The organism is Capnocytophaga leadbetteri (assembly GCF_003054025.1).
Lineage (GTDB): Bacteria > Bacteroidota > Bacteroidia > Flavobacteriales > Flavobacteriaceae > Capnocytophaga > Capnocytophaga leadbetteri.
In genome coordinates this window covers 49213-76155 of sequence record NZ_QBKG01000004.1, presented here as the reverse complement: position 1 = coordinate 76155, position 26943 = coordinate 49213, and the positions used below count along the sequence as shown (strand labels likewise).

Genomic DNA, 26943 nt, shown 5'->3' with positions numbered 1-26943 from the left:
TAACTGAGCAGCCTTATTTTTTTATATTATTATATTAACTAATCGACTTTAGCATATTAGGAAAGAAGGCTTGCAATATGAGAAATACCCCAAAAACAAGCAATATAATACTAATGCTGCGCTTAATCTTATAAATGTGAAAAGCTGTAAGTCGGTTCTTTAACTTCTTTGCTATCAGTATCTTAATAACATCAATAGCAAAATAAACTAGAATAATAGAAGTAAAAAATATGAGTATTCTATTGGCATTCATATCGAGCTTAGGTCCGAAAACAATGATGATGCCTAACCAGAAACCTAATACGCCTATATTGATAAAATTCAGTAGAAACCCTTTGATAAACAGGGCTATATAATTTACTTTCTCAGGTACTACTAAATGAGCATTCTCCTTATTGTCAATTGTTTTCTTGAAATCTTTCTTCAACTTTATAAAGGAAATAATACCATACGCCATCATTATTAGTCCGCCTACAAAGAATAGTTTAGGGTCGTCCTTAATTTCGCGCAGCAAACTGCTAGTAGTGAAATAAACTATTAGAATAAAAGTAGCATCGGCTAATAGCACCCCTGCATCAAAAGCTACTGCTGCCCTAAAACCTTTAGTAATAGCTGTTTCGAGCAATACAAAAAATACTGGACCTATAGTAAAAGCCAGTAAAGTGCCCAAAGGTAATGCTAATAATACATCTGCAAACATCGTTGTACTCTAATAGTTATAATATTTTACAAAAGTAATGAAAAACTAATAATTTCACAAAAAATAAAGGGAGAAGTTTTTAAACCTCTCCCCTACTCTATTGATTTTCAGTTGTTAGCAATTAATTAGACTCTACGAGCTCAAAATCTAACTGCTTCTTTAACAGATCGGTATTCTTAACACGTATCATCACTTCATCGCCAAGTTGGTAAGTCCTACCAGTAGCCTCCCCTACCAAGGCGTATTGCTGCTCGTCAAAAGTATAGTAATCGTCCTTAATGTCGCGTGCGCGCACTAAGCCCTCACACTTATTTACATTTAACTCTACATAAATACCCCACTCGGTTACCCCTGATATAACTCCCGCAAATATCTGATTCTTATTACCTTCCATATATTTCACCTGCATATATTTGATAGAATCGCGTTCTGCTGAAGCTGCTAAACTCTCCATCTGTGATGAGTGTTTGCATTTGGTTTCGTACTCAGCTTCACTCTGAGAAGGAGCATTATCTAAATACAATTGCAACAAACGGTGCACCATCACGTCAGGATAACGGCGTATAGGCGATGTAAAATGGGTATAATAATCAAACGCTAAACCGTAATGCCCTATGTTCTTAGTAGAATAAGAGGCTTTTGCCATAGAACGTATGGCTAAAGTATCGACTAAATTCTGTTCTTTCTTACCTTTTACCTCTTCTAACAGGTTATTGAGCGAATCGGTAATCGTTTTCTTGTTGTTCAAATTCAAACTATAACCAAAACGCGCTATTACACCGTTAAACTGCTGGAGTTTGTCAGCATCAGGTTCATCGTGAATGCGATACACGAAAGTTTTCTTCATCTTAGCTACATATTCAGCTACCTTGCGGTTAGCCAATAGCATAAATTCTTCTATTAGCTTATTAGCTTCCTTACTTTCTTTGAAATAAACACCTGTAGGATTGCCATTATCATCGAGGTCGAACTTCACCTCTACTTTATCAAAAGTAATAGCCCCTAAACGCATACGCTTACTTCTCAAACGTTGTGCTAAAGTATTGAGTGTCAGTATAGCCTCTACTACATTTGCAGGAATAGAACGCTCAGCATCAGTAATAGAAATATCAGCAGGAATGGTGTGCCCCTCTCCTACTTTGGCTTCTTCTATCACTGATTGTGCCTCTTCGTAAGCAAACCTAAAAGACGAATGTGTAGCAGTTCTGCCCAACCATACATTTAGTACTTCTGCTCTCTGATTCATCTCAAACACTGCTGAAAAGGTGTATTTATCTTCATCAGGACGCAATGAGCAGGCAAAATTGCACAATACTTCGGGCAACATAGGCACTACCCTATCTACTAAATAAACAGAGGTAGCACGGTTATAAGCCTCTTCATCTAAAATAGTACCCTCTTTCACGTAGTGCGATACATCGGCAATATGTACCCCTATTTCGTAATTACCATTATCTAACTGCTTGAAAGACAGAGCATCATCGAAGTCTTTGGCATCACGAGGGTCGATAGTGAAGGTAAGTGTATCGCGCATATCGCGGCGGTGGCTTATCTCTTCTTCTTTAATACTGAGATCTAAGGCTTTAGCAAAAGCCTCAACCTCTTCGGGATAGGTATAAGGCAAACCATATTCTGCTAAGATAGAGTGCATTTCGGTAGTTTGGTGCCCTGGTATGCCGAGCACTTGCTCTACTACCCCTATAGGCGAATCGTGGTGATCTTTCCAATCATCGATACGGACTATTACGCGGTCGCCGTCTTGCGCTCCGCCAAGTTTATCTTTTTGAACAAAGAAATCGGTGTACATACGAGGGTCGGTAGGGACTACAAAAGCAAAATTCTTATGTAGCTGCACTGTACCTACAAAGCGTTGTTTCTTTCGCTCTATTATTTTCGTCACTTCGCCCTCCATCTTGTTGCGATTGCGGAAGCGAGGAAATACATATACCTCTACCCTATCGCCGTGTAGGGCTTTATTTAAGAAATTAGAAGCTACAAAAATGTCTTGCTCAAGCCCTTCTACGACCACATAGCCATTGCCACGCGAATTGACATCAAGCGTACCTATATAGTAATGTGCAGCAGATGTTTCTTGGTGTTTACCTTTGTGCTGCTCTTGTCGGTTGCGTTTGGCTAAACTTCTATTTTTCTTAGATTTTCCCGGTTTTCCTTGTTTCTGATTTTTAGTTGTCTTTTTCATAATTGCAAAATTACATTTTTTTGAGTTATCAACAATCTTTTAATTATAAATTGAAAAACTTTTTTTTAAAAAAAAAGAGGGTTATTATTATTAGGCTGTGAATAAGTAGGATAACTTTTACCTTGAAAATTTGCTTTTTTGACTTATGGTAGTTTATTAACAATGGGGTATTTGTTAAGCTGCTGATTTTAAGACTTACTATAGCTTGTTGTTAATAACTTTTTAGGCTTCTCCCCTACTTTTTGTTGATATTTTTTTAGATGGTTGATAGTTGATAACTGTATTATAGCAGTGGATATTTAATAAGAAATAAATTTGCATAGCTGCTTTTAGTTTTTGTATATACGCGGGCTTGAGAATAGCAAATTTTTTAATTGAAATAAATCAGTGAGTTATTCACTAATTATGAACAAAGGATAAATACAAAAGATGAAATACGAGAGAGAATAAAAAAGACGAGAAACAAATTTTGCCCCTCGTCTTTCTCATTTTGTATTTAAATTATTATAACTTACTAAAATCTACTTTATCAAAGTTAGCTATATCTACGATAGCTTGGTGAGTATCTCCTGAATACCAATCTACTGGTTGAGCACCTTTTAAATATCTGAATTTGCTATCGGTATTTAAGGCTGTTTGATAAGCGGCTGTACTACTAATAGGAATGAATAATCTTACTCTATTACCGCCGTCAGTATCAAAAGCAGCACCTGCATTTCCACTTACATTTCCATTATTGTTTATTCCAACAGGAGGAGTTGTACCTCTGAAAGCTACTGCTTTTAATTGGTTACATCTTAAAAATGCAGATTGGCCTAAGAATTTAAGGGTTGCTGGAAAATCTATTGACTTTAAATTAGTAGCCTGAGCAAAAGCATTATAACCTATTTTTTCTACTTTGCGTAGAATTACTTTATTAAGGCTACCTACTTCTTGTACAAAGCCATTTCTATCTGTAGTATATAGAGGTCCTTCTATTTCAGTTACGTTATAGAAATCTATTTTTTGTACTTGTGTTTGTCCTTCAAATACTCCTCTTGCTACTTTTTTAGCGTTGCTTGGTAGTACTACTTCAGCAGGTAGTCTTACGCCTGATTTTATGGTTAGCACTCCATCAGCATCTACGTTGAAATAGTTATTAGCTACGTAAGCTGTTACAGTAAATTTGATTTCTAGTGACTGTCCGTCGCCATTAGTAAGTTGTATTACTGCTTCTCCTGCTTGTTTAGCAGTAATTTTGATAGCTGTAGTTATTTCGCCTGTTTTTTGTCCAACATTGTTTTTTACATCGTTAGTTACAAGGGTAGCTTCTGCTTTGCCATTGTTAGTAGTGATAGTTACTCTGTCGTAACGACTATTTTCAAGAGTAGTAGAGTAAACCCCTGTAAGGTTAAATGTTTGCACATCATTAGCAGCCATAGAAGCAGGTACATTTGTAGCGGTAAAAGGAGCTATCACATATACGGGTACTCTAACCTCTTCGCCTTTATCTATATCTTTGAAAATGATTTCGCCATTAGTGCCTTCTGCTAAACCTATAGCATACAATCTTCCGTTTTTCTTACCAGCCTCTTTTACTACTGAGGTGTTAGGAGTAGAAACGGTATAATTGCCTGAACCTTTCTTTACCCAGCCAGTTACATCAGTTTCTTCATTTTTCTTAAGGAAGATGATATCGCTCTTCACTTCAAAGCCTTTTGGTGTAACTGTAGAAGTTTTTTTGTTTACAGTTACTTTTATAGTGGCAGAGTTACCTCTATGATCAGTTACAATTATATCATCACTACCTTCTTCTTTACCTTTAATTATAATTTCTACAGGTTTATTGCTTTGTAACCTAGTTTGTACTTTATCATTAGAAGGAATGGCACTTTTTATACCTGTAGCCGCTGCCGCTTTAACAATCTTTTCTTCACCTGTTGTTATTGTTATTGCACTTTGACTAAGCGTTATAGACGCTTGATCACCGCTGTCATCTTTTTTGCCACAGCTAAAGAGAGTAGCAGCTACCACAGCAGTTGTTAGGATAAGGGTTGCAGTTTTCATTGTTACTAATTTTTTTTTTACATTATATATTATTTCCAATTCGCTACAAAGGTAATACAAATTTTTGAGATATACAAAAATGGGAGTAAATAAGTGTAGAATAAATTGTTTTTTTTATAACAAGAGTTTGTAAGTAGTTGGTAGTCAGATAACAAAAAAAGGGATTCCTAAAAAATCCCTTTTTTGTTTTTTACTAAAGAATACTCCTTATATTTCTTCTTGATCTCTCAAATGTTGAATATATTGAGCTTTCTGAATTTGTGCACGGCGGCGCACAGAGGCTTTAGTGAAATGTTGTCTATCACGTAGCTCGCGTACTACTCCTGTACGGTCGAATTTGCGTTTGTAGCGCTTTAAAGCCTTATCAATGCTTTCTCCGTCTTTAATAGGTATTATTAACATAGCTGATACACCTCCTTTTATTTTTTAGGGTGCAAAAGTAGGAAATAATTATTAATTGGCAAAGTATTAGAATAGAAATTTTAGTAAATTAGTGTATTTTTCTATTTTTGGGTAGCTTTAAGATGCTCAGCAAATTGGTAAAGGGTCTTTACGTTCAGTTCGGCATCATCAGTTTCAAAGAAGAAATAATCGCAGTAATGGGGGTAGAGGGTTTGAAAGACTTGTTGCAGTTTTGGGTCGTGCAGCAGGGCGGCTCCGAAAGATAGGGCAATACCGTGAGAGAGGAGAGCTTGCGCGGTAGGAAGGTTTTTGCGAAAGCCGTGTAGCACCCATAACTGGCGTGCGTGCGTGCGTTGGCGTAAGGCTATGATCTCGCTATAGGCTTTCACGCAGTGAATGATAAGGGGTTTTTGGACTGTTTCGGCTATGGCTATTTGTTTGGTAAAAATCTGTTGTTGCAAGGGTAGGGGAGTAGAGGTGTTTTTGTCGATGCCGCATTCGCCTATAGCCCAGCAGTTGGGGTGCGAAGCTAAGGTGGCTACAGCGTCTAATTGTGCTTGCCAATTGTCTAAAAACCAAGGATGTATACCTACCGAAAAGGGTAGGGTAGGGTCTGCCGTTAGGGGGTATTGGTTGCGGATAACCAAGGTATCGGCAGAGGCGTACTGGGTATGCGAATGCAGGTCTAAATAGAGGGGGGTAGGAGAGGGGGTATTGCTATTTTTTTTTAACATTTCTCTCAAAAAATTTGGTATGTAATAAAAAAGTTGTACATTTGCAGCGGCAAGTCCTACACGACCAGCTCCTGAAAAATCCTCCAGGGTGGGAACACAGCAAAGGTATTCGGTTGTAGCGGTGCGATGTAGGTAGCTTGCCACTTTTTTTTGCCCTTAACTCAGGGCTATCAGTTCATACCGCGCTCATTGGCTATTTGTTTGTAGGCTTGTTGCACTTGTTTGAACTTTTCTTCAGCGCCTTTCTTTATCGCTTCATCATCAGTAATCACCTTATCAGGGTGATATTTTTTTGCCATATTTCTATAGGCTTGTTTTACTTCGGCATTGGTAGCACTTCTGCTGATACCCAATATATTATAAGCATCAGGAGCATTGCGCTGAGTGTTTTGCTGCTGGTAGCGGCTGCCACTGGCAGTGGTAAACATAGCTTTGATGCTTTCGTAATCGCTTCTTTCTAAACGGAGATAATAGGCTATCTGTTCTATCTGATTGACTTCATCGCTGCTTACATAACCATCGGCTTGGGCAATGCCAAAGAGGAAGTATAATATCTGTAGGCGGGTTTCGTAGGTGGTGCGCATACGCACGTAAGTGGCCACGCGTTCGGCAGATATTTGGCGTCCTTTCAGTTCGTTAAAAGTGCGAAATACAGCATTAGCGCGCTCTTTTCCGTAGAGAGAGACGAACTGGTGGCGCACGAAATCGAGTTCGGCTTGCGTTACCTGTCCGTTGGCTCTGATTACTAAAGTACAGAGGGATAATAGATTAAGTTCGAAGCTGGCGGGTGAAATATCTTCCTGACGAGAGTTGGAGAAAGACGAGAAGCCTCCGTTTTCATTTTTTGAACTGAACATTCGAGAAGCTAAACCGAGTAAGAAACCTATAATAGCGCCAGGTATTCTGAAGAAGATATAACCGAGAACGGTAAAAATCCATACGGTATTCATTGTTTTAGTGTTTTGAGTATTAAAAAGTTAGAAACAAATACCCCGCAAAACTTGTACCAATTTTTAATATGTCATTTCCAAAACAACTTATTTAACATCTCTCCTGTTTGCAAATTCAAAAACTCTTGGTTAGTGATTGGGCTGTCCAACCCTCCGAGGTGGGGCAGCCATTTGCCAGTCTTGATGTAGTCTAAGCAGGCGAGTAGTTCGGGGTACTGACGCTGTACTTGCTTCATATTCAGCCCTGTGTAGAGAGCCGTCTTTAGCTGTTTGTACTTGACAGTAAGGATAAGCGAGAGCAAGCTATCCGCCTGCCACTCGCCCCCCATAAAGAGTACACAGCTGATAGTATCTTCATAACGATCTAAGAGTTTTTCTAATAGTTCATTGCTGAGCACACAACCTTTGCTACCGTCCCACGTATATTCGGAATGGCAACCCTCGCAAGCCAACGGACACCCTGTGATGGTGAAACACAGGGATATCTCGTTGGGTACTTCTTGCAAGACAATGTCGTAACTACTATACCGTAGTATGCCCATAGTAACGTATTTTAGCTTCTTTTTGTCGGTCTTTAGAGAAATTGCTGATGCGCTTCAGATAGCCTATCACACGGGTAGCGTAATCTACATCGTGCGAATGGCAGTGCGTGCAGTGGTCGATGGTGTGTTTGTTGATATATCCACAATCGTTGCAAACGGTTACGCGGATATTGAAACAGAAATAATTACAACCTGTCTTAGCCGCTACATTCAGCAGTTTGTAGAATCCTTCTTGGGTAGGATACTCCTCGAGGTTGCAATGGTAGGCCGACCCACCATCTAAGTACTGTATATAGTCGTTGCCGTGTAGGTAGAACTTATCAATAAGGTTCTGCGAGTCGTCTTCTACTATGTAAAAATACGAGTTGTAGCAGTCGCGGGGCACTTGCAAGCCATCGGCTTTGTCCCACGCCGCATTCTTCACCCCTAAATTCTCGGCTGGCACGAACTCAGTGTTGAACATAAAGCCATATTTAGCTTTAGCTTCCTTGTTCTTGTCGTAAATTACCTTTAGATTTTTGTTGATAAACGCCTTATAGTCGGGGTTGTCAGATATTTTGATGCCTATATACTCGGCAGCTTCTACCATTCCGTTGATACCAATGGTTAGGAATTGTTTATCAAGCGATATAAAGCCCGCATCATATACCGGTAGCATACCCGCATCTTTGTACTCTTGCACTATTGCGCGGTAGGCCACTTGGTACTTCTGTATCTTATCTACTGTTTCTTCTAACGAAAGGCCTTTTTGGTAAAGGCGGTTCATATTGATAGTTATCACATTGATACTTCCGGTCGAAACCCCTCCTGCGCCAAGTGAATAGCTAAAAGTATTATCAGAAATCTCATTACGCAGACGGCAGCAGCTGGCTAAGGAGTCGGCGTTGTCAGATTGGTATACAAAGAACGCATTCCCTTCGCTGAGTTCTTTAGCACAAAATTGAGCAAAATGCTCGTCATACACACGCTTGTCTTTGGTGAGCATTGCAGCGGTTACTACAGGGAAAGTGAGTATTGCCTTAGTGCGCTCGATGTTAAACCAATGCATAAAAAATTGTTGTAGCCTGTCGAGGCTCTCGTATAGAGGTTTGCTGCCATCAGGGAAAACAAAGGTGCCGAACATCGAATCGAAATAAGGGCGGTCGTAGAGCGATATATTCCAGAACACCGACTGATAGCCACGTGCAGCAGCTGGCTGATTGATAGCATATACCACGTGTTGGAGTTCGTTCTCTATTACCTCGCGGTGAGTGCTGAGGTAATTATCGCCAAAGTCTTTGCGGGCAAAATAGTCGAAATACATCAAAAACTCTACTGTAGCGACTGCTCCTGCAAATTGCGAAGATACCGAGAATAGGAAATTGACGAATGAACCGCAATAGCTTGCCAAATGTTTAGGGGCTTTGCTTTCGCCTCCGAGCTTTAACAGCCCGTCTAATAGCAGTGGGTACATCGATACGCTCACGCAGTAAGGTTTGAGGCTTGTTTCATCGTGTACATAGATTTCGTGACTCTCAATTTGGCGTATGTATTCCTCGGCAAGTGCTTTGCCAAAGAGTTGCTCAATCTTATGAGAGACTAAAGAGCGGTTCACCTGAATATTGATGTCTTTATTGAGTTCAGCCTCCATAGTAGCGATGTTTTTATGAGCTACGTTGGCATTGGCATCAAAGAGAGAACCTGTAGCGGCGTTGTGCGAAGTGAGGTAATTTTCTATAAAGTTGCGTTTGGTATGCAACTGTTCCTCAGTGAGTTTTGTAAACTTAGACATAGTTTTTTGTTTTATTATTATTTCTTCATTTCTGCCGCAAAGTTAGCCAATAAAGAGATAGCTTCTCCGTTCTTTTAAAATACTTATCAACACAGTTTTCAACAGTTAGCAGAACGAATTGTAAATTAGCCTATTAGCTGATGAGTAAAAAAATAATAGTAGAAATTTCTTTTATATCTAAGAATTTATGATTACTTTTGCACCGCTCATCGTACCAAGAAGGACGAAGGAGTTTCGGGGCTCGGTAAACCAAGAAGTTTATCGAGCCCTGCGGTTTTTATTGAATATCAGGTAGTTTGTTTTTAAGTTTTTTAAGAAGTTGCTTTTCTCCATACCCTTTGTTTAGATGGTAGGCCGTTAGTAGGTAATAATCACGTCTACTTCTATGAGGGTCGAGCACTATTACATATTTCTGCTCTTTATCATAGATATACGTCCTAATGATGTCTTGTCGTTTCTTCTGGTCGCGTGTTTTTACACTAAATATTTCTATGTTATCCTTTTTGTGTTCTTCTAAATGATATCGTATCCAATGCAGCCGTTGCGAGCGTTCTTTTTCAAAAACTCTTTTGCAATAGGTACTGCCTTGTTCGCTTACTTCAATTTCTTCTGTTGTTAAGTGCCTAAAGAGCAGTTGCATTTCGGGCTCTTCACCTTTTATTGGGCGTATTTTTTTACTTCTGAAGTTCAAATCAGGGTTTTCTTCTATATCTCTTTTGAAAATCATCTGTAGTGATAGTGTTCTCTCTTTTTCTGACAATGAGAGAATATCTAATAATTCTGGGTATTTTTTAGTTTGGTTGAGTGGCATTATTTTAAGTCTACAAAAAATAGGTTAAACTTCTGTTCGCTTCTTGCTGTAGATTGGTTGAGTACTTGTCCTGCGTGTTGTGCTATCCTCTTTACTATTTTGTTTTTAGCAATTACTTTGTTTTCTTTTCGCAAATAATAAGACAAAGCACCAGTAATAATGTCGGTAAGTTGCATTAGTTCGCTTTCGTGCGAACGTATATTTTGCAAATGGCGTACTGAAACAAAATGGCTATTTAGGTATTCTTTTAGTCCGTTTACCTTTTGGGCACTGCGTGTATCTTTAATATCTAAGTAGATATTGTAATTATATTCAGGCGAAAGTTTCTTGTGAATAAGCTGGTAGTACATTTTGTAGTAAAAATCATCGTGTGTTTGCCTAAATTGTGTGTGCTTTAGCTTACTTTTGTCTATCACAATGGCTCTGTACTGTAGGTCAGTAGCAAAAAAATAGTCTATAAGGTCTTTGTAGAGCTCCATTGCCGATTTTGAAAGGTGATTCCATTTCAATTCGTATGGTATATGATATTCCTTTTTTAGTTGCTTAATTTTTTCAGTGTGTAGTTTTACTTGGTTGTAAGCACTACTTACATAGCCAATGAGCATAAATGGCAAGTGGTCATTCTCTAAATGGCAACTTTCATCGCAATAGAAATTGAATGTTTTCATAAAACAATGGTTTTTGTAGGGCAAAAGTAATAAATATTAGTCGATTATAAAAAATAATAGCGCGATTTAATTTCTAAATCGCGCTATTGCTTTTTTATTTGCTTTTCTTAAAAGTATTTTATTTTTTGTACCATTATCATAGTAGGTTTGCCGTCTATGATAGTAGTTTTCTTTGTCCAGTTCTTTTTCTTGTCGTATACGAAAGTGTAGTTTTCTTTCTTAGCTATAGTGCCATCGGCATCGTAATAACTTACTTCTACAGCGTTGTTATGAGCGTCGAACTCACTTACTATTCTTTGTTTAAGATTTCCTTCGCCATCATATACTTTTTTCTCTACAGCATTGCCTTGAGCATCGTAGGTGAATACAGTTTTGCTCTTTAGTACATCGCCTTTGCCAAGTTTTCTTTCTTCTGAAACCTTGTCGTTATTGTCATATACATATACGGTTTTGTTATCGCACAATCCTGCTAAACACTCGCTTACCTCTATTAGGCGGTCGTGACCATCGTAAGCACTTACGCGACTCATAAACACGCTGCCATCAGGGGTAATCACATCTTGGCGTACACGGTTGCCGTGCTCATCATATTCGTATGTATTTTTAGACATAGAAGTGTTGCTGGCATCTCTTGAGTCTGACTCTATAAGGTTTCCTTTTTCATCGCGTTTATCTACGTAGTTGATAACCGTTCCGCCGTTTTTAGCCTGCATTTTGGTATTCATACCTTTTTTGTCAAATTCAGCATAAAATTCAGAGTTCATCAACTGTTCTTTACCATTTTCATCGAACTCATAGCCTATCATACGATAGCTTTTCACTTTCCCTTGTAAGCCTGCTTTTTGCAAGTCAGTTTTTTTGTTTTGCTGACCGAAAGCTACGGTACTAGCGAGAAATAATGCAAATACAATTTTTTTCATAATACAAATTAATAAGATAAATTTTATTTTAAGGGTGCAAAGATAATAATTTATGCCGAATTAGCAATCTAAAACTATGCCAAAAACGACGGTAAAGCAGGTTATACTTGCTAAATCAGAGGTGTTTTGTTATATTTGTAACTTTAATTAACCAATTTGTCGATTTATTGTTTAGTAAATTTTTCTGGTTTTTGTAGGATGATTAGACGTTTATCCTTCGCTTATCTTTCGCCCATCCTTCGCTCTGTCTATATCGTTTGTATATCCAAAGTAAAGGGTAAGTATAAAAGAAAAAAATTCTTATCTTTGCCGAAAATTAAAAAAGCAATTACTATGAATTTTTTAGAATTAGCAAAAAACCGCTATACTACTAAGTATTACAGTACCAAACGCATTAGCGATGAGGATATTGCACAACTCAAAGAGATTTTGCGCCTTGCCCCCTCGTCTATCAATTCGCAGCCTTGGCAATTCGTTTTTATAGACGATGCTGCTACCAAAGAAGCATTTGCCAAAGTGTCGCTTAATAACGAAGACCGAGTGCGCAATGCCAGTCATTTAGTAGTGTTTATGGCCAATAGGTCGCTGACTTCTTTTGAAGAAAAGCTGGTGAAAGCCACTACCGAAATGGCACGTGTTGGCTTTTATCAGAAAGTACAGAAACCTAAAGGAGATGTAGCCCTTTATACGTGGATAAACAATCAGGTATATATATCGTTAGGCTTTTTCCTCAGTGCTTGTGCTTCTATGGGTATCGATAGCACTCCTATGGAAGGCATTCTCGGTGCTGAATACGACAATCTCCTTGGCGATGCTGATTATACCACTCTTTTTGCGGTGGCTATAGGTTATCGCGACCCTGAGGATAGCAATCAGTTGCATTTGCGTCCTAAATCTCGCTTACCTTTAGCAGAGGTAGTAAAGGAGTTTAAAATGTAATTAAAAAAGCCACAGCTTTAGGCTATGGCTTTTTCGTTCTTAGTTAGTGAAAGAAATAATAATAATTTTACTTGTCAATCGACCCTACTACGCGCTTCATAAAGCTGTTTAGGGCTTCTTTCTGCGGAGTGCCGGCTTTTATCATATTATCCACCTCAATGGCTCCGTAGAAATTAGAGAGCAATTCACCTATTACGTCAAGCTCCTCGTCTTTGAGTTGCTCACATTCTATGAGATTTTCGAGAGTCTCTACCGTCTCATTCACATAATCCTGATCGTTGGTTTCTATAAACTGAACGATGTGTTTAATTACCGGTAATCTCATCTATAAATTGCTTTAAAATTTCGGCTTTATTAGTTTGCACTTGGTTTACCAAAGCACCGTTTTTGAAAGCCGCAAAAGTAGGTAGGTTATCCACTTTAGCCAGTTTGCGCGATTCTGTAAACGCTTCAGCATCTACATATACGAAAGTAGCGTTAGGAGTTTCGCTAGCGTACTTCTTAAATTTCGGTTTCATTATTTTGCAATTGCCGCACCATCCTGCGCCGAATTGTACGAATACAAGCGGATTAGCAGCTACTACTTCTTGCAAGTTATCTTGGGTTAGTTCTGTCATAGTGATAAATTTTAAGTGAGTGAGTCTTTTAGTCAGTGCAAATAGATAGGTTTACAATGATTAAGTTATTATGAATAAATAATTAGTGCGATGCTAAATAGCTAGCAACTCCTTTGCGGTCAGCATTCATTGCATCTTTACCTTCTTCCCAGTTAGCAGGGCATACTTCACCGTGTTGTTGTACGTGGGTGTAAGCATCTACTAATCTAAGGTATTCTTTTACGTTACGTCCTAGAGGCATATCGTTGATGCTTTCGTGAAAAACTTTACCAGTTTCGTCTATAAGGTAAGTAGCGCGGAAAGTAACATCATCACCTTCTAAAAGGTAAGCGTCAGCTACTTCGTCATATACCTCGTTAGAGTCAAGGATACCAAGTGTACGAGCAAGGTTGCGGTTGCTATCAGCTAAGATAGGGTAAGTAACACCCTCAATACCACCATTGTTTTTAGGGGTATTTAGCCAAGCGAAGTGTACTTCAGCAGTATCGCAAGAAGCGCCTATAACCTTCACGTTGCGTTTTTCAAATTCAGCCAAAGCCTCTTGGAAAGCGTGTAGCTCAGTAGGGCATACGAAAGTAAAGTCTTTAGGATACCAGAAAAGGAGTACTTTCTTTTTGTTGTTTACGGCTTCGTTAAGCACGTTTATTTTGAATGTGTCCCCAAGGTCGCTCATAGCGTTAACCTCAATGTTAGGGAATTTTTTTCCTACGAATGACATATTTATGATGTTTTATGGTTTATTTTTCTGGCGGCAAAATTACTATCATTTTTTATTGAAGAAATAGTTTTCTAATTGAAAGAATTTATAAAGCAATAAGTTTTGCTGATTTTATAACAAAACTTATCGCTTTTAGTAATGAACTTGGAGTAAAAGGGAATAATCCAATTATTTATTGTATCTTTGCCCAAAGTTCCTGAATTTTGGTGTTCTTTTTTTTCAAACACAAAATTACTAATTTTCGGGAACTTTTATTTTATTATAAGAAAAAGTTTAAACAGCTTCATAGTTCAACAATAAAGCACAAAAATATTTTATAAGTAACAAAGCATAAAAAAGGTTGCCCAGACTTCTGAGCAACCTCTTTCTATATTCTATTAGATGATTAACTTCCTAAGGTATACCAATGTACGCCTATCAAATATTGAAACTCCGCTGAAAACGACAACCGTACGGCAACTACCAGCAGAAAAGTCAATACCGATAAGCCTATCTTCTGGTACGTCTTGCTCACGGTGGCAATGAGCATTCCTAATAAAAAAGCTGCCCCTGTGCTCACAATATAAATCAGAGCTAAACTGAAATGTGCATCAGGCAGACTCCCTGCAATAAGCATTAACCCCGTAAACGGAAGAACAATGCGTAAGGCACTTTGTAGGCATTCTTGGGGTCTCTCTCTTACAAAGAGATAACTCATAATCACTACCCCTGTTAAGTATAGGGGTAGGGTTACCAAATGATCTCCATAGGCTATTGAATTTATAAACAAGTAAAGTGCAATAGCTGAGATAAGTTCTAAAAAGATTTGTACTGATTTTTTCATAATAAAAATGATTAATTATGGGAGTATTAGTTCTTCTCCTTCTTCTCTACTCTACTATTTGAAGACTGTCTAATGGTATAGATGGAACAGGTTCAAGTGGAGATGGAGCTATTTGGCAGAATAAACATTTGTCACAAGATTGCATCCCTAGGAATCCACATCCATCTCTGGTTTCTGTACAGTCACTTTTTAATAGACTTCTATCTGTAAAGAGACACCACCTACAAGAACAAGGTTGCCTTGCTGTTATCGAGTTATTCTTAAATTCTAACTTTTCTTTCAGTTGAACTGTGAATTCTGGTAAGTATTCTTTACCTTTAAATGCTCCCTTATAGTTATAGTCTTCTAGCGTGGCAAACATTTTAGCAAGGTCCTCTTTTGGTATTAACTTGCTTAGCTCAATACTTGCTTCTTTAAATTTGTCAAAGAGAATACGGTCTTCCATGTTTTTTAGAAAGTCTTTTATTGCAATTATATCCTTTTTGATTTTTGGAGAAAAATTCTGCTTCTCTAATTGCTCCATCTTACTTATCCATAGCTTTTGTTTTTCAGATGTAGGAAGATTTACGAAAGAGGTTCTAATCTCTTCGGTATTTTTATTAGCTAAAAAAGCCTTTCGTAAATCTTGCTGCTGATCAGTATTTGGCTGATCAACACTCTGTTGATAAAACTCTTGTTCTCCTTGTTTTTCAACAATATTCTCATTTTCTTTGCCTTTGTGGCACCCTATAACTACTAATAAGGACGCCATTAAAATTGAAAAAAGTGTTCTAATGATTAAATATTTTAGAATTTGCGACAAAGTTATAAGATATTCTCTTCTCTGTCAAGTAAGTTAATAAAGTTTAAGATTATTTTAACTTTTAATTGTGGACTTTGTATTGTTTTTAACAATGAAGCTGTTTAAACTTTTCCTTACAATAAAATAAAAGTTCCTTTTTCCTTATCATATTGAAGACGAAATGTATCCTTAGCACTTCCAAAAGGTTCCATATTTACATAATACGAAAGTATTGTATCTTTTTGAATTATTTTTGAAACATACCATTCACTAGGTTCCATAACATTCCAACCATCAATGAGCATTGAATCTGTAAATATAATTTTTTGCATTTCAAAATCATCTTCAAATTGAGGATATTTTTTTAATATTAGCGTTCCTGTTTTATCTTTTTCTAAGTAATAAAACTTTTTACCTGCAAGAGGATTATTTAGTCTCTCTACTATTGTGTCATTTATTGTATCATTGACATTGCCCTCTTTATTATTGTTATTATTGCAAGAAAACAACAATAAACACGCTGAAATAAAATAATAAATCTTTACCATCTGAATATTTTAAAATTAATTTCTCTTTTTTCTTCTTTTCTCTTTTTGAAGCTGTTTAAACTTTTTCCTATAATAAGTAAAAGTTCCCGAAAATTAGTAATTTTGTGTTTGAAAAAAAAAGAACACCAAAATTCAGGAACTTTGTGCAAAGATACAATAAATAATTGGATTATTCCCTTTTTAAGTGTAGGAAAGTAAAAAAGAAAACTATATATGTCTTGCGTTCAAGTTCCTCAAAAAAGTTTAAACACGTTTGATATTTATGCAATATAAAATAGAATTTACCTTTGTGTTATTATTTTTATTCCATTAACTTGATGATCAAAAAATTTAAAAAATATGGTATGTTTGTCTTTCCAAAAATATTCTTTTATTTCTTTTTTTGTGGTAATTTTTGCTATTAGTTCTATATTCTTGTTTACAAGATAAAGATATACATTAGGAAGTGAGTCATTCTCAGCAAAGGGAGTATGAACATAGGTAAATAAAAGTTGCCCTTTGGTAGAGATATGAGGAATATTATCTATTTCTTTTTGTACTCCAGTTTCTTTACTATAGAGAAAAAAACTATGATCTTCATAAGCATCAGACTCTACAATAAAAGAATTAATATTTTTTGAATAACCCTTGTAAGTATAATGAACTCTATCTTCATCATAAGGTTCTCCTATATTATCTTTTAAAATTGTTTTTGTATTATTATCAAATCTTAGCAATATACTTAGAGAGTCTATCTCTACATAATTACTAAACATTTTATCCTCATTATGATCTTTAGTAATATCTTGCCATTCTATTTTTTCATTTCGGGAATTAATAGTTTTTATTTTAATTTTTTCAGTTTTGTAATTATCTACCTTTATAATATTAGTATCTTCTTTATCTAATGTTATACAACTGCGTAATAGAGTAATTGAGCAACAAAAAAATATGATAAGTTTGTTCATTTTGTTATAATATTTGGTTTATATCCTTGAAGCTGTTTAAACTTATTTCTATAATAAAGTAAAAGTTCCCGAAAATTAGTAATTTTGTGTTTGAAAAAAAAAGAACACTAAAATTCAGGAACTTTGGGCAAAGATACAATAAATAATTGGATTATTCCCTTTTTAAGTGTAGGAAAGTAAAAAAGAAAACTATATATGTCTTGCGTTCAAGTTCCTCAAAAAAGTTTAAACACGTTTTATAAGAAAAATTTTCCCCCTATGCTTTCCCTTTACTTTGGATATAGCTTCCCTTTAGGATCACCGAACAAATTTCGAAAGACCGCCAAAGTATAAACATCTAATTCCCCACTAAACCCCAGAAAAATATCCTACCGCAACCCCAGCCCTCCCAGCCTTCCCACTCGTCTCACCCGTCCCACCTGTCTCACAATCGCCCCCACATACCCAGCTCCATGCATTCGCTGGCTTTGGCTCGCACTCCCACATCTCTGCCCGTGCGGCTCGCACTTAATAATTTCATACTTTTCTCCTCTTAATTACCAATTATTTATTAGTTTTGCAAAAATATTTAAAACACCATACAAAAAATGAATATTGCTATAGGTAATGACCACGCCGGAGTAGCCTACAAACAGGCCATCATAACAGCCCTCCAAGCACAAGGGCATCAAGTACTTAATTGCGGAACCGACACTCCCGAGAGTGTAGATTACCCCGACTTTGGGCACGCGGTTGCTCGCGCTATCGAAGAAGGCAAAGCACAAGTGGGCATTGTCATTTGCGGCAGCGGCAACGGTATTGCTATGACCGTCAATAAGCACCCCCAAATGCGCTGCGCCCTCTGCTGGACAAAGGAAATCGCAGCCCTCGCTCGCGCCCATAACGACGCTAATGTAGTGAGTATCCCAGCCCGCTTCACCGCTATAGAGCAGGCAGTAGCCATTGTCGAGACTTTCCTCGCGACCCCTTTTGAAGGAGGGCGACACCAAAAAAGAGTATGCAAAATCTAAGCCCCTTAAAAGAGAAAAAGTGAACTGGTTAGAACGAACAGAACTCCTCATTAAAGAAGAAGGGATACAAAAATTGCAAAATGCCCGTGTGCTAATAGTAGGTTTAGGCGGAGTAGGGGGGTCTGCGGCAGAGTTTATCACTCGTGCAGGCATAGGCAACCTCACTATAGTAGATGGCGATGTAGTATCAATCACTAATATCAACCGACAGCTGCCCGCTTTGCATAGCACCATAGGCAAACCCAAAACAGAGGTGGTAGCAGAGCGCCTTTTAGACATCAACCCCGCTCTTAATCTCACGGTCATAAACGAGTTTTTATCGCCTGAGCGCGCGTGGGATATTGTCACCCCCGACTACGATTATGTGATAGACTGCATCGATAGCATCACCCCGAAGCTCAATCTTATTTTGTCCTCAAAGCGCAAACGCGTAAAGATAGTCAGTTGTATGGGGGCAGGAGGGGCAACCGATGTTTCGCAAATAAAGGTCGTCGATTTGATGAAGACCTATAACTGTCCATTGGCGAAGTTCATCCGCAAACGACTCAAAAACGAACACATCGATTCCGGAGTAAAGGCGGTCTTTTCGGCAGAGATAGTTTCTAAGGACAGTATGCAGCGCACCGATGGCTTAGATTATAAGAAGTCGTATTATGGTACCATCAGTTTTCTCCCAGCTGCCTTCGGACTCCACGCGGCTGCCACCGTAATAAACTATCTACTAAAGCGATAACCTAAGTTTGCTAAATAGGCAATAATTTTGTATATTTGCATTTTTAGATAATATAACAATATGCCTTCAATTCGAATCTTTTGGACAATCACAGCGGTTTCAGTAATGGCTCTTGCTCTTGTGTTTTTCCCTATAGATAGCTTTGAAACTTATGGCATTCCCTGCGCAATAGCCTTAGGCATATCGGTAGGGATGCTCTCCTATTTGGCTATGGTCAAGGTTAAAAATTTTAGCGAACTCTACACCGCTATGTACGATAAAGAGGCTAAGTCAAATAACTTTATTAATGTGGCCATTACGTATGCCATAATGGTGGGGTCAAGTATTTTGTTTTACCAATTGATAAGTCATCGTATTGAGAATTTACTTAAAACAGAAGGAGTTTATACCCAAGCAACTATTGAAGAGCGGCAAAAAGACACCAGTCGCAGAAGAGGCAGCACTTATACTACTTGCACCATAAGGATAGCATATAATGATAAACAAAGCGGACAATCTTATAAGGTCAATGGCAAAATAGCTAAAGATGTCTATGAAAATCTCTATCAAGGTCAAGAAATAGAAGTGCTTTATTTACCTAAACACCCCTCCATTTTCCGATTGATGACAGAGGATAACATCACACGTTACAAATAACTAAAAAGTTGAAAGATGAGTTTGTGGTATTTTGATAAGTTATTTGATAGAGAAGAGATAACAATTTTCGTGTTTTACGATTATTTTGTACATTTGCATTTTGAAAACAATTAAAATCTGAAAACTATGGCAAGAGAGATAAAACCAACCCCTGTATTAGAGGGACAAGACGTAATAGAGTTCTATAAAAAAATGGCAAACTTCAAGCAAAGTTTAGCTGAAAAAGGAATTACACGTGAGAGTGTTCGTAAGAATGCTATGATTTTAAAATCGATATTTAAAGACGATAGAGAAGAATGCAAACAAGTAATTTAACCAACACATTGCAAGATATGTCTTTTTTCAGGCTCAGAGAGGGACATATTATCAAACCTTTTGATTGTGAAGATGATGATTTGAATGAGTTTCTTTTTCAGGAAGCCATACCTTACCGAAAAGAAAAACTTGCTACTACTTTTATAATAGAAAATAAGGAACGCACTTTAGGGTATTACAGCTTGCTAAATGATAGCTTACAGCTAAAAGAAGAAATGTTTAGCAGTAAAAGTCAATATAATAAATTTCGCAGAGATTTATTACCTTATCCAAAACGGCATTTAAGCAATATCCCGTCAGTAAAAATAGGGCGTTTAGCTATTGATAAGACCTTTAAAGGCAAGGGATTAGGAAGAGTTATCATTGATACAATTATAAATCATTGTATAGATTTGAATGAAGATCAAGCCTGCCGTGTTATTACAGTAGATGCCTATGCTCAAGCTGTAAATTTTTATCATAAAATAGGGTTTGAATTCTTAACAAAATTAGATGAAGAAGAAGAAACCCGACTAATGTTCCTTGATTTAACAAGCTTTATTTAGAAAATAAAATTAACTCCCTTCTAACGACTAACGGCTAATAACTAACGACTAAAAATTACAACTAAAAAATAATTATACTAAAAATGTTAAAAAATAGTAACCCAACACAAACCAATGCTTGGAAAGCATTGCAAAAACATTTCGCGGAAGTAAAAGACCGCCATACTCTTTCTCTTTTCGAGAAAGATGCTGCTCGCGCTGATAAATTCAGCATTCAGTGGCACGATTTCTATGTAGATTATTCTAAAAACCGCATTGATGAGGAAACAATGAAGCTCCTCGTACAATTAGCGGACGAGTGTCACCTTAAAGAGGCTATCGAAAAGTACTTTGGTGGCGACCTTATCAACAACACCGAAAAACGTGCGGTTTTGCACACTGCTCTTCGTGCGCCCGAAAACAGTGTAGTGAATGTAGATGGCAAGAATGTAATGCCCGAAGTAGCCGCTGTAAAGCATAAAATCAAACAGTTTAGCGAGGAAGTCATCAGTGGCAAACGCAAAGGTTATAGCGGTAAAGCCTTTACCGATGTAGTAAATATTGGTATTGGTGGTTCTGATTTAGGTCCAGCAATGGTAACTGAGGCGCTTAAGTTCTACAAAAATCACCTCAATGTGCATTTCATTAGCAATGTAGATGGCGACCACGTGCTCGAAACCATTAAGCACCTCAATCCAGAAACTACCCTGATAGTGATTGTATCTAAAACTTTCACAACATTAGAAACCCTTTCTAACGCACTTACTGTAAAAGAATGGTTCCTCAAATCAGGTAGCGAGAAAGATATTGCTAAACACTTTGTAGCGGTGTCTACTAACCTCCAAGAGATTGACAAATTTGGCATCGACCCCGATAACGTATTCCCTATGTGGGATTGGGTAGGCGGACGCTTCTCATTGTGGAGTGCCGTAGGCTTGAGCATCGCTCTATCAGTAGGCTATGACAATTTTGATAAGTTGCTCAAAGGTGCTCACGCTATGGACGAGCATTTCCGTACCGCTGCTTTTGGCCAGAACATTCCGGTAGTCTTGGCATTGCTTAGCGTATGGTATAACAACTTCTACGGAGCCGAAAGCCAAGCTATCATTCCTTACACTCAGTATTTGCACCGCTTAGCGGCATACCTACAACAGGGTATTATGGAAAGTAACGGCAAGCAAACCGACCGCGATGGCAACCCTATCCCTTACCAAACAGGGGTAATCATCTGGGGCGAACCAGGAACCAACTCTCAACACGCATTCTTCCAGCTTATTCACCAAGGTACTAAGTTAATACCTACTGATTTCATTGGCTTTAAGCACTCTTTGCACGGTAATACTGACCACCACAACAAGCTAATGGCCAACTTCTTTGCTCAAACTGAAGCGCTTCTTAAAGGTAAGACTGAAGCTGAGGTGCGCAAAGAAATGGGCGATAAGGTAAACGAAGCTTTAGTGCCTTTCAAAGTGTTTACAGGCAATCGTCCTACTACTTCTTTCCTTATCAATAAGCTTACCCCAGAGAGTTTGGGTAGCCTTATCGCTATGTACGAGCATAAGATATTCGTAGAGGGTGTTATTTGGAACATCTACAGCTACGATCAATGGGGCGTAGAGCTTGGCAAACAGTTAGCAAGCAAAATCCTTAAAGACATTGCAGCTACTGAAATCTCAGCTCACGACAGCTCAACCACCAATTTACTGAAACAATTTAAAAAATAAATAAAGGCGTTAGTTATCAGTCGTTAGTGGTTAGAAATCGTAGTATTCTAACGACTAACGACTAACGACTAACAGCTAATTGCTAAAAATGATTCATATTAGAACAACCGAAGAAATAGAACTACTACATCAGGCAGCCCAAGTGGTATCTCGCACTTTGGGGTTAATGGCAAAAGAAGTAAAACCAGGGGTAACCACTCTCTACTTAGATAAGATAGCAGAGGAGTACATTCGCAGTCAGGGGGCAATCCCAGGATTTTTGGGCTTGTATGGTTTCCCTAACACATTGTGTATGAGCCCTAATGCACAAGTAGTACACGGTATCCCTAACGACCGTCCGCTACAAGAGGGCGACATCATTTCAATAGACTGTGGAGCACTGAAAAACGGTTATTACGGCGACCACGCTTATACTTTCGAGGTAGGCGAAGTAGCTCCCGAAGTAAAAGAACTATTACGTGTAACCAAAGAATCGTTGTACATAGGCATTCGTCAGTTTCGTGCGGGCAACCGTGTAGGCGATGTGGGACACGCTATACAGCAGCACTGCGAGGCTCACGGCTATGGAGTAGTGCGCGAACTCGTAGGGCACGGTGTAGGACGCAAGATGCACGAAGACCCTGAGATGCCTAACTACGGCAAGCGCGGTAATGGTAAGAAGTTCAAAGACGGAATGGTAGTGGCTATAGAGCCAATGATTAATATGGGCACTAAGAGCATACGCCAACTCAAAGACGGCTGGACAATCCTCACTGCCGACGGCAAACCTTCAGCTCACTTCGAACACGATGTAGCCCTCATCGACGGCAAACCCCGATTGCTTTCCACCTTCAAATACATATACGAAGCCTTAGGCATTGAAAGCGATGAAGAGGACGAGTTTTTATTGTGATTTGCCGGAGTTTTCGCATACTTTAGCAAAGTTAGAAACATAAAAAAGAGATACTAATGGAAAAAGAAAAAGTAAACGAGAGAGTAGTGCTGCACAAAACCCATAATGCAGAGACTATAGAGATTAGAAACCCCAGTGAAAAGCTATTAGCTTTTATGGAAGAACTTGAGGAACGAAAGAAGAGACTTAAAAAAGAAATAAGGGAAATGAAACACAAAGAATATATAAAAATTTAATTTTGGACTTTGATCTTAGAATATCTTTCGAAATAGAGGAAGGACTATATACTTTAGCCTTATCAGAATATCAACCTAATACTGATATTCCAATAACTGTAGTTGAAATAGTTTTAGAATTAGAAAAATATCCTCTATCACCTAATCCTCTAAAAGTTTTCTCTTATATAATCTCAAAGATAGAAAAATATATAGCAGAAAGAGAGGTTATCCTATACTATTATTGTGATAGTGCGGGTATATATTACAGAAATAACAATAAACGTAGATTCCAATCGCCTCAACATTTTAGAAGTGAGTTGTTTCAGGCTTTATTCCTAAGAGTAAATTCGAAAACACTATTTATTAAAAACTCTGTTATTTCTAATCCTTTAGTAGGCAACCATTATATCTCTTTTATCTATAAACAAAAACATCAACCCTATGTAGATATTCTTACTGAGGAATTAGAAGAATATCAAAAGTAATTCAAAATTCATAATTAAAAGAAATGTACAGAACGCATACTTGTGGAGAGCTACGTCTCTCGCACGAAAACCAACAAGTAACCCTCAGCGGATGGGTACAACGCGTCCGCAACAAGGGATTTATGATTTGGGTAGACCTACGTGACCGCTACGGTATCACCCAGCTTATTTTTGATGAAGAACGCACTGACAAAGCAGTATTCGAGAAAGCGAAAACCCTTTCGCGCGAAGATGTTATCCAGATACAAGGTATTGTTATCAAGCGTGAGGCAGCTAACACAAATATCCCTACCGGAGAAGTAGAAATACTCGTTACAGCACTCACTTTGCTCAACCATTCTGAACTTCCTCCTTTTACCATTGAAGATAATACCGATGGCGGTGAAGACCTCCGTATGAAGTACCGCTACCTCGATATACGCCGTACTCCTGTGCGCGATAATCTTATTTTCCGCCACAAAGTGGGGATAATGGTGCGCAACTACCTTTCTGAACAAGGTTTTATAGAGGTAGAAACGCCTGTACTTATCAAATCGACACCTGAAGGGGCACGCGACTTCGTGGTGCCTAGCCGTATGAACCCAGGTGAGTTCTACGCACTCCCTCAATCGCCACAAACCTTTAAGCAGTTGCTTATGGTAGGTGGATTAGACAAGTATTTCCAAATTGTAAAGTGCTTCCGCGATGAAGACCTCCGCGCCGACCGTCAGCCTGAATTTACCCAAATAGACTGCGAAATGTCGTTTGTAGAACAAGAGGATATTATCCAGACCTTTGAAGGATTGGCAAAACACCTTCTTAAAGAACTTAAAGGCTTAGAGTTCGGGGCTTTCCCTCGTATGACCTATGCCGAGGCGATGAAAACTTACGGTAACGACAAACCTGATATCCGCTTCGGTATGAAATTCGGCGAGCTCAATGACCTTGCACAGCACCGTGATTTCAAGGTATTCAACGAAGCCGAATTAGTAGTTGGTATTGCCGTACCTGGTGCCAACAGCTATACTCGCAAAGAGATTGATGCTTTGATAGAATGGGTGAAACGTCCGCAAGTAGGCGCTTCGGGAATGGTATATGTAAAATGCAATGAAGACGGTAGTTTCAAATCGTCAGTAGATAAATTCTATAACGAGGACGACCTTAAGGCGTGGGCAGAACGCACTGGCGCTAAAGCAGGTGACCTTATCTGTATCCTTTCAGGCAAGGCAAATAAAGTACGTGGACAACTCAGCGCCCTCCGTATGGAACTCGCTGAGCGTCTTGGTTTGCGCAAACCTGATGAGTATGCGCCATTGTGGGTAGTAGATTTCCCTCTTTTGGAGTGGAGCGAAGAGGAAGAACGTTTCTTTGCGATGCACCACCCTTTCACCTCGCCTAAACCTGAAGATATTCCGTTACTCGATAGCAACCCAGGTGCTGTACGTGCCAATGCTTACGACCTCGTACTCAACGGCAATGAAGTAGGCGGTGGTTCTATACGTATCTTCAACCAAGAGTTGCAAGCCAAAATGTTTGAGCTGTTAGGCTTTACCCCAGAGCAGGCACAAGCACAATTTGGCTTCTTGATGAACGCCTTCCGATACGGCGCTCCTCCTCACGGTGGTTTGGCTTTTGGTTTCGACCGATTGGTGGCACTGCTCGGTGGACAAGAAACTATCCGCGACTTTATCGCTTTCCCTAAAAACAATAGCGGTCGTGATGTGATGATTGATGCCCCTTCGCCTATTGATGAGGCACAACTCAAAGAACTCAGCATTCAATTAGCAAATTAGAAAATTTGTCAATTAGTAAATAAAAGGCTGTCGCAAAATAAGATTTGCGACAGCTTTTTTTGTTTCTCTCCATAAAAATGCTATCTTTGTCCTTTCAATAAAAAATATTTTACTTATGGGATACTATATGTTTGCTTACGGAGTGAAAACTCCTGAAATCAAAGCTGTTTTTGGCTCTAAAGATGAAGCCCTTTTGCAAAAGGTAAAAGCTAATGATACTTTTCAGAACTATGCCGATGAAGATGATGACAATCAGACTATTAAGGCCCTTACCGACATCATTATGGGTAATCAGTATAATGAACAAGATGGGTATATCTATGGCTATGCCTTTATCGGTATTTGCGCTACTTTGGGTGTAGAATTACCTTATACACAGGAGATTAAGTTTTGGTACGAAACAGAACTTATCAATCAAGTGCTTTCAGAAGAATGGAATATAAAGACTGAAATAGATACCGAACTCTTCCCTGCTGACCATTTTCACCCATTTTCTATCCCAGAGATAGATGATTTCCCTATGATAAGTCTACTTGATAAAAAGCACCTGCAAGCCCTTTCGGATTTATTATCAAAAGTGCATAAAACCCCTGAGGAAATAGAAGACTTAATTGAAGGTGAAACTGATGAAGAAGAAGACAAAGGCTATAGCTATGAACATATTATGGGACTAAAAGAGAACATCGCTTTTTGTCTTGAAAACGAATTAGATATGGTGGCTTTTTGTCATTAACAAAAAATGAAAAGTAAAAAAGCTGTCGCAAATCTTATTTTGTGACAGCTTTTTTTATACTAACTTGCCGACTTTCCTTCGCTTATTGTTCGCTCATCGTTCGCTCATCGTTCGCTCATTGTTCGGTGAAAGTAAGGGCAAATTAACTTAGGGGTTAATTCTTTATGTATTTTGCTAATGTTTTCATTAGGTCTTGTCCGCGTAGGGTTTCGCCTTGACTTAATAGGTTGCCCTCAGGGTCGATGAGGAATGCTGAAGGCAGGCTCTCTACTCCATAACTGTCAGAAGTCTTTTTGTCGTCTAAAAGTTGCGTCCAGACTAAACCATCGGCCTTGATGGCGTCTAACCATTTTTCGCGGTCGCGGGGTTTGTCTACTGATACTGATACAATAGTGAAGTTCTGATTTTTGTAGGTATTATAGGCCTTGCGCAGGTGGCGACTCTCTTGTCGGCAAGGGCCACACCACGATGCCCAAAAGTCTATCAGTACATATTTGCCTTTCAGAGAGGAAAGGTTGAACTTTTCGCCACTAGGCTGTACCAATTCTATAGCAGGTACAGGACTATGGCGCTGTAGCGATTGTGCTAAGCTGGGTAGCACTCCTAAAAAAAGAAGGGCTATAGTAGCTATGCATACTTTCTTTTTCATAATATAATAAATTGTTTATTAATACATTGGCACTTCCCACAAAAACAATGCCACGAAAAAATATAAGAATTAATATCAGAAAAAACTTGTCTATTCAAAAAAAAGAATTACCTTTGCGATAATAAACGTAAAAAA

At 38.4% G+C, this 26943-nt stretch carries 31 protein-coding genes and 1 other RNA gene; 13 read left to right on the top strand and 19 right to left on the bottom strand.

Features of this window, described 5'->3' with window-relative positions; genetic code table 11:
* Positions 1-34 precede the first annotated feature (34 nt).
* The 5 genes from C8P65_RS05250 to C8P65_RS05230 all read right to left on the bottom strand — a co-directional run bounded on the left by C8P65_RS05250 (position 35) and on the right by C8P65_RS05230 (position 6082).
* Positions 35-700, bottom strand: coding sequence for a LysE family translocator (locus tag C8P65_RS05250; RefSeq protein ID WP_095913975.1), 666 nt, complete (start codon positions 698-700; stop codon positions 35-37).
* Positions 701-821: 121 nt separating this feature from the next.
* Positions 822-2900 carry a ribonuclease R gene (rnr, locus tag C8P65_RS05245; protein WP_107781899.1) on the bottom strand — a complete coding sequence of 693 codons (2079 nt, stop codon included), beginning with the start codon at positions 2898-2900 and terminating at the stop codon, positions 822-824.
* A 504-nt stretch (positions 2901-3404) separates the two neighbouring features.
* Positions 3405-4946 (bottom strand): leucine-rich repeat protein, encoded by a 1542-nt coding sequence (locus C8P65_RS05240; RefSeq protein WP_146162918.1) that lies wholly within the window; start codon positions 4944-4946, stop codon positions 3405-3407.
* 207 nt (positions 4947-5153) lie between these two features.
* Positions 5154-5348: a 30S ribosomal protein S21 gene (gene rpsU, locus C8P65_RS05235; protein WP_009389899.1), complete on the bottom strand. Its 195-nt coding sequence runs from the start codon at positions 5346-5348 to the stop codon at positions 5154-5156.
* Between the two features lie 101 nt (positions 5349-5449).
* Entirely contained in the window at positions 5450-6082 is a 633-nt protein-coding gene (locus tag C8P65_RS05230) for a TatD family hydrolase (protein WP_107781982.1), read from the bottom strand.
* A 47-nt stretch (positions 6083-6129) separates the two neighbouring features.
* Between C8P65_RS05230 and ffs the strand changes: the two genes are divergently transcribed.
* Positions 6130-6228: signal recognition particle sRNA small type (ffs, locus tag C8P65_RS05225), an RNA gene on the top strand.
* A gap of 24 nt (positions 6229-6252) precedes the next feature.
* Here the strand turns inward: ffs and C8P65_RS05220 are convergent.
* The 6 genes from C8P65_RS05220 to C8P65_RS05195 form a co-directional block, all read right to left on the bottom strand.
* A complete protein-coding gene (locus C8P65_RS05220) occupies positions 6253-6939 on the bottom strand; it encodes a molecular chaperone DjiA (RefSeq protein ID WP_245887338.1) in 687 nt (228 codons plus the stop codon).
* A gap of 164 nt (positions 6940-7103) precedes the next feature.
* On the bottom strand, positions 7104-7574 hold the full coding sequence (nrdG, locus tag C8P65_RS05215; protein WP_107781896.1) for an anaerobic ribonucleoside-triphosphate reductase activating protein: 471 nt from the start codon (positions 7572-7574) through the stop codon (positions 7104-7106).
* A complete protein-coding gene (nrdD, locus tag C8P65_RS05210; protein WP_107781895.1) occupies positions 7555-9345 on the bottom strand; it encodes an anaerobic ribonucleoside-triphosphate reductase in 1791 nt (596 codons plus the stop codon). Before nrdD ends, nrdG begins: the two co-directional genes overlap by 20 nt.
* Before the next feature lie 277 nt (positions 9346-9622).
* Positions 9623-10156: a hypothetical protein gene (locus C8P65_RS05205; protein WP_232748727.1), complete on the bottom strand. Its 534-nt coding sequence runs from the start codon at positions 10154-10156 to the stop codon at positions 9623-9625.
* Positions 10156-10824: a DUF3800 domain-containing protein gene (locus tag C8P65_RS05200; protein WP_107781894.1), complete on the bottom strand. Its 669-nt coding sequence runs from the start codon at positions 10822-10824 to the stop codon at positions 10156-10158. Before C8P65_RS05200 ends, C8P65_RS05205 begins: the two co-directional genes overlap by 1 nt.
* A 107-nt stretch (positions 10825-10931) precedes the next feature.
* Positions 10932-11744, bottom strand: coding sequence for a type IV secretion protein Rhs (locus tag C8P65_RS05195; RefSeq protein WP_107781893.1), 813 nt, complete (start codon positions 11742-11744; stop codon positions 10932-10934).
* A gap of 333 nt (positions 11745-12077) precedes the next feature.
* Here C8P65_RS05195 and C8P65_RS05190 point away from each other — a divergent pair, with 333 nt between their 5' ends.
* A complete protein-coding gene (locus C8P65_RS05190; RefSeq protein WP_107781892.1) occupies positions 12078-12683 on the top strand; it encodes a nitroreductase family protein in 606 nt (201 codons plus the stop codon).
* A gap of 67 nt (positions 12684-12750) precedes the next feature.
* Here C8P65_RS05190 and C8P65_RS05185 read toward each other — a convergent pair whose 3' ends face one another.
* The 7 genes from C8P65_RS05185 to C8P65_RS05155 form a co-directional block, all read right to left on the bottom strand.
* Positions 12751-13008, bottom strand: coding sequence for a DUF6952 family protein (locus tag C8P65_RS05185; protein WP_095913989.1), 258 nt, complete (start codon positions 13006-13008; stop codon positions 12751-12753).
* Positions 12989-13300, bottom strand: a complete 312-nt coding sequence (locus tag C8P65_RS05180; protein WP_107781891.1) for a thioredoxin family protein — start codon at positions 13298-13300, stop codon at positions 12989-12991. The genes C8P65_RS05185 and C8P65_RS05180 overlap by 20 nt, the downstream gene beginning before the upstream one ends.
* 82 nt (positions 13301-13382) lie before the next feature.
* Positions 13383-14018 carry a peroxiredoxin gene (locus tag C8P65_RS05175; protein ID WP_107781890.1) on the bottom strand — a complete coding sequence of 212 codons (636 nt, stop codon included), beginning with the start codon at positions 14016-14018 and terminating at the stop codon, positions 13383-13385.
* A gap of 385 nt (positions 14019-14403) precedes the next feature.
* A complete protein-coding gene (locus tag C8P65_RS05170; protein WP_107781889.1) occupies positions 14404-14841 on the bottom strand; it encodes a hypothetical protein in 438 nt (145 codons plus the stop codon).
* Between the two features lie 46 nt (positions 14842-14887).
* A complete protein-coding gene (locus C8P65_RS05165; protein WP_146162917.1) occupies positions 14888-15643 on the bottom strand; it encodes a bacteriocin fulvocin C-related protein in 756 nt (251 codons plus the stop codon).
* 113 nt (positions 15644-15756) lie between these two features.
* Positions 15757-16170, bottom strand: a complete 414-nt coding sequence (locus C8P65_RS05160; RefSeq protein WP_107781887.1) for a hypothetical protein — start codon at positions 16168-16170, stop codon at positions 15757-15759.
* Positions 16171-16451: 281 nt separating this feature from the next.
* Positions 16452-17117, bottom strand: a complete 666-nt coding sequence (locus C8P65_RS05155) for a hypothetical protein (RefSeq protein ID WP_107781886.1) — start codon at positions 17115-17117, stop codon at positions 16452-16454.
* Positions 17118-17704: 587 nt separating this feature from the next.
* Between C8P65_RS05155 and rpiB the strand changes: the two genes are divergently transcribed.
* From rpiB to C8P65_RS05100, 11 genes are all read left to right on the top strand, one after another.
* Positions 17705-18127 carry a ribose 5-phosphate isomerase B gene (rpiB, locus tag C8P65_RS05150; protein WP_107781885.1) on the top strand — a complete coding sequence of 141 codons (423 nt, stop codon included), beginning with the start codon at positions 17705-17707 and terminating at the stop codon, positions 18125-18127.
* 19 nt (positions 18128-18146) lie between these two features.
* Entirely contained in the window at positions 18147-18860 is a 714-nt protein-coding gene (locus C8P65_RS05145; RefSeq protein ID WP_107781981.1) for a tRNA threonylcarbamoyladenosine dehydratase, read from the top strand.
* A gap of 60 nt (positions 18861-18920) precedes the next feature.
* Complete coding sequence (locus C8P65_RS05140) at positions 18921-19496, top strand: DUF3592 domain-containing protein (RefSeq protein WP_146162916.1); 576 nt, start codon at positions 18921-18923, stop codon at positions 19494-19496.
* 126 nt (positions 19497-19622) lie between these two features.
* On the top strand, positions 19623-19811 hold the full coding sequence (locus C8P65_RS05135) for a hypothetical protein (protein WP_107781883.1): 189 nt from the start codon (positions 19623-19625) through the stop codon (positions 19809-19811).
* Positions 19793-20356 (top strand): GNAT family N-acetyltransferase, encoded by a 564-nt coding sequence (locus C8P65_RS05130; RefSeq protein ID WP_107781881.1) that lies wholly within the window; start codon positions 19793-19795, stop codon positions 20354-20356. The genes C8P65_RS05135 and C8P65_RS05130 overlap by 19 nt, the downstream gene beginning before the upstream one ends.
* An 83-nt stretch (positions 20357-20439) precedes the next feature.
* Positions 20440-22059 (top strand): glucose-6-phosphate isomerase, encoded by a 1620-nt coding sequence (pgi, locus tag C8P65_RS05125; protein WP_107781879.1) that lies wholly within the window; start codon positions 20440-20442, stop codon positions 22057-22059.
* An 88-nt stretch (positions 22060-22147) separates the two neighbouring features.
* Complete coding sequence (gene map / locus C8P65_RS05120) at positions 22148-22951, top strand: type I methionyl aminopeptidase (RefSeq protein ID WP_107781877.1); 804 nt, start codon at positions 22148-22150, stop codon at positions 22949-22951.
* A gap of 56 nt (positions 22952-23007) precedes the next feature.
* Positions 23008-23187 carry a hypothetical protein gene (locus tag C8P65_RS05115; RefSeq protein ID WP_107781875.1) on the top strand — a complete coding sequence of 60 codons (180 nt, stop codon included), beginning with the start codon at positions 23008-23010 and terminating at the stop codon, positions 23185-23187.
* Between the two features lie 2 nt (positions 23188-23189).
* A complete protein-coding gene (locus tag C8P65_RS05110) occupies positions 23190-23654 on the top strand; it encodes a hypothetical protein (protein WP_107781873.1) in 465 nt (154 codons plus the stop codon).
* 23 nt (positions 23655-23677) lie between these two features.
* A complete protein-coding gene (aspS, locus tag C8P65_RS05105) occupies positions 23678-25426 on the top strand; it encodes an aspartate--tRNA ligase (protein WP_107781871.1) in 1749 nt (582 codons plus the stop codon).
* Positions 25427-25541: 115 nt separating this feature from the next.
* Positions 25542-26159: a DUF7691 family protein gene (locus C8P65_RS05100; protein ID WP_107781869.1), complete on the top strand. Its 618-nt coding sequence runs from the start codon at positions 25542-25544 to the stop codon at positions 26157-26159.
* Positions 26160-26313: 154 nt separating this feature from the next.
* Here the strand turns inward: C8P65_RS05100 and C8P65_RS05095 are convergent, their stop codons facing one another.
* A complete protein-coding gene (locus tag C8P65_RS05095) occupies positions 26314-26808 on the bottom strand; it encodes a TlpA family protein disulfide reductase (RefSeq protein ID WP_107781867.1) in 495 nt (164 codons plus the stop codon).
* Between the last annotated feature and the right edge of the window lie 135 nt (positions 26809-26943).

What these genes read in the sequence shown, in the direction of transcription:
- rpiB (WP_107781885.1), top strand. Translation starts at nt 17,705, where the DNA reads ATGAATATTGCTATAGGTAATGACCACGCCGGAGTAGCCTACAAACAG.
- C8P65_RS05250 (WP_095913975.1), bottom strand. Translation starts at nt 700, where the DNA reads ATGTTTGCAGATGTATTATTAGCATTACCTTTGGGCACTTTACTGGCT.
- C8P65_RS05135 (WP_107781883.1), top strand. Translation starts at nt 19,623, where the DNA reads ATGGCAAGAGAGATAAAACCAACCCCTGTATTAGAGGGACAAGACGTA.
- C8P65_RS05130 (WP_107781881.1), top strand. Translation starts at nt 19,793, where the DNA reads ATGCAAACAAGTAATTTAACCAACACATTGCAAGATATGTCTTTTTTC.
- map (WP_107781877.1), top strand. Translation starts at nt 22,148, where the DNA reads ATGATTCATATTAGAACAACCGAAGAAATAGAACTACTACATCAGGCA.
- C8P65_RS05100 (WP_107781869.1), top strand. Translation starts at nt 25,542, where the DNA reads ATGGGATACTATATGTTTGCTTACGGAGTGAAAACTCCTGAAATCAAA.
- C8P65_RS05180 (WP_107781891.1), bottom strand. Translation starts at nt 13,300, where the DNA reads ATGACAGAACTAACCCAAGATAACTTGCAAGAAGTAGTAGCTGCTAAT.
- C8P65_RS05115 (WP_107781875.1), top strand. Translation starts at nt 23,008, where the DNA reads ATGGAAAAAGAAAAAGTAAACGAGAGAGTAGTGCTGCACAAAACCCAT.
- C8P65_RS05140 (WP_146162916.1), top strand. Translation starts at nt 18,921, where the DNA reads ATGCCTTCAATTCGAATCTTTTGGACAATCACAGCGGTTTCAGTAATG.
- C8P65_RS05160 (WP_107781887.1), bottom strand. Translation starts at nt 16,170, where the DNA reads ATGGTAAAGATTTATTATTTTATTTCAGCGTGTTTATTGTTGTTTTCT.
- C8P65_RS05095 (WP_107781867.1), bottom strand. Translation starts at nt 26,808, where the DNA reads ATGAAAAAGAAAGTATGCATAGCTACTATAGCCCTTCTTTTTTTAGGA.
- C8P65_RS05200 (WP_107781894.1), bottom strand. Translation starts at nt 10,824, where the DNA reads ATGAAAACATTCAATTTCTATTGCGATGAAAGTTGCCATTTAGAGAAT.
- C8P65_RS05170 (WP_107781889.1), bottom strand. Translation starts at nt 14,841, where the DNA reads ATGAAAAAATCAGTACAAATCTTTTTAGAACTTATCTCAGCTATTGCA.
- nrdD (WP_107781895.1), bottom strand. Translation starts at nt 9,345, where the DNA reads ATGTCTAAGTTTACAAAACTCACTGAGGAACAGTTGCATACCAAACGC.
- C8P65_RS05220 (WP_245887338.1), bottom strand. Translation starts at nt 6,939, where the DNA reads ATGTTCAGTTCAAAAAATGAAAACGGAGGCTTCTCGTCTTTCTCCAAC.
- C8P65_RS05195 (WP_107781893.1), bottom strand. Translation starts at nt 11,744, where the DNA reads ATGAAAAAAATTGTATTTGCATTATTTCTCGCTAGTACCGTAGCTTTC.
- C8P65_RS05175 (WP_107781890.1), bottom strand. Translation starts at nt 14,018, where the DNA reads ATGTCATTCGTAGGAAAAAAATTCCCTAACATTGAGGTTAACGCTATG.
- aspS (WP_107781871.1), top strand. Translation starts at nt 23,678, where the DNA reads ATGTACAGAACGCATACTTGTGGAGAGCTACGTCTCTCGCACGAAAAC.
- rpsU (WP_009389899.1), bottom strand. Translation starts at nt 5,348, where the DNA reads ATGTTAATAATACCTATTAAAGACGGAGAAAGCATTGATAAGGCTTTA.
- C8P65_RS05190 (WP_107781892.1), top strand. Translation starts at nt 12,078, where the DNA reads ATGAATTTTTTAGAATTAGCAAAAAACCGCTATACTACTAAGTATTAC.
- nrdG (WP_107781896.1), bottom strand. Translation starts at nt 7,574, where the DNA reads ATGGGCATACTACGGTATAGTAGTTACGACATTGTCTTGCAAGAAGTA.
- C8P65_RS05240 (WP_146162918.1), bottom strand. Translation starts at nt 4,946, where the DNA reads ATGAAAACTGCAACCCTTATCCTAACAACTGCTGTGGTAGCTGCTACT.
- rnr (WP_107781899.1), bottom strand. Translation starts at nt 2,900, where the DNA reads ATGAAAAAGACAACTAAAAATCAGAAACAAGGAAAACCGGGAAAATCT.
- C8P65_RS05230 (WP_107781982.1), bottom strand. Translation starts at nt 6,082, where the DNA reads ATGTTAAAAAAAAATAGCAATACCCCCTCTCCTACCCCCCTCTATTTA.
- pgi (WP_107781879.1), top strand. Translation starts at nt 20,440, where the DNA reads ATGTTAAAAAATAGTAACCCAACACAAACCAATGCTTGGAAAGCATTG.
- C8P65_RS05185 (WP_095913989.1), bottom strand. Translation starts at nt 13,008, where the DNA reads ATGAGATTACCGGTAATTAAACACATCGTTCAGTTTATAGAAACCAAC.
- C8P65_RS05155 (WP_107781886.1), bottom strand. Translation starts at nt 17,117, where the DNA reads ATGAACAAACTTATCATATTTTTTTGTTGCTCAATTACTCTATTACGC.
- C8P65_RS05205 (WP_232748727.1), bottom strand. Translation starts at nt 10,156, where the DNA reads ATGCCACTCAACCAAACTAAAAAATACCCAGAATTATTAGATATTCTC.